The sequence below is a fragment of the Maribellus luteus genome, assembly GCF_003576475.1.
Classification (GTDB): domain Bacteria; phylum Bacteroidota; class Bacteroidia; order Bacteroidales; family Prolixibacteraceae; genus Draconibacterium; species Draconibacterium luteum.
In genome coordinates this window covers 1-517 of sequence record NZ_QWGR01000287.1, presented here as the reverse complement: position 1 = coordinate 517, position 517 = coordinate 1, and the positions used below count along the sequence as shown (strand labels likewise).

General features: G+C 70.6%; 1 protein-coding gene. It reads left to right on the top strand.

What is annotated here, in order from left to right; translation table 11 throughout:
- A partial coding sequence (locus D1614_RS27595; RefSeq protein ID WP_206610217.1) for a ribonuclease J occupies nucleotides 1–410 on the top strand: 410 nt, incomplete at its 5' end.
- Nucleotides 411–517 lie beyond the last annotated feature (107 nt).

Here is a 517-nt window from a genome sequence, read left to right as displayed (position 1 = left end):
TGGTTCGCCTGGCGCCCGGCCGGGCCGAGATCATCGACGAGGCGCCGTCCGGCCGCCTGTTCGTCGACGGCGGCGTCCTGACGCCGGCCAACGGCGAGGCTCTGCGCGAGCGCCGACACGCCGCCTTCAACGGCGTCTTGACGGTCGCGGTGGCGCTCGACGCCCGCGGGCGCCTGACCTCGGGGCCGCAGGTGCGCGGCGTCGGCCTGCCGGGCGACGACGACTATCCCATCGAAGAGGCGCTCGACGACCTGGCCGAGATCGCCGAGGGCGCGCTGAAACGACTGGACGCCGACGAGCGCGAGGACGATACCGCTGTCGAACAGGCGATCGCGCGGGCGCTGAAGAAGGCTTCGCAGCGCGTCTGGGAGCGGCGGCCCATCGTCGAGGTGACCGTCCTGCGCATCTGAACTTGAGGACGTAAGCTCATGATCGGCAAGTTGAACCATGTCGGCGTCGCCACGCCCTCGATCGACGAGAGCATCAAGCTCTACCGCGACCTGCTCGGCGCCACCTC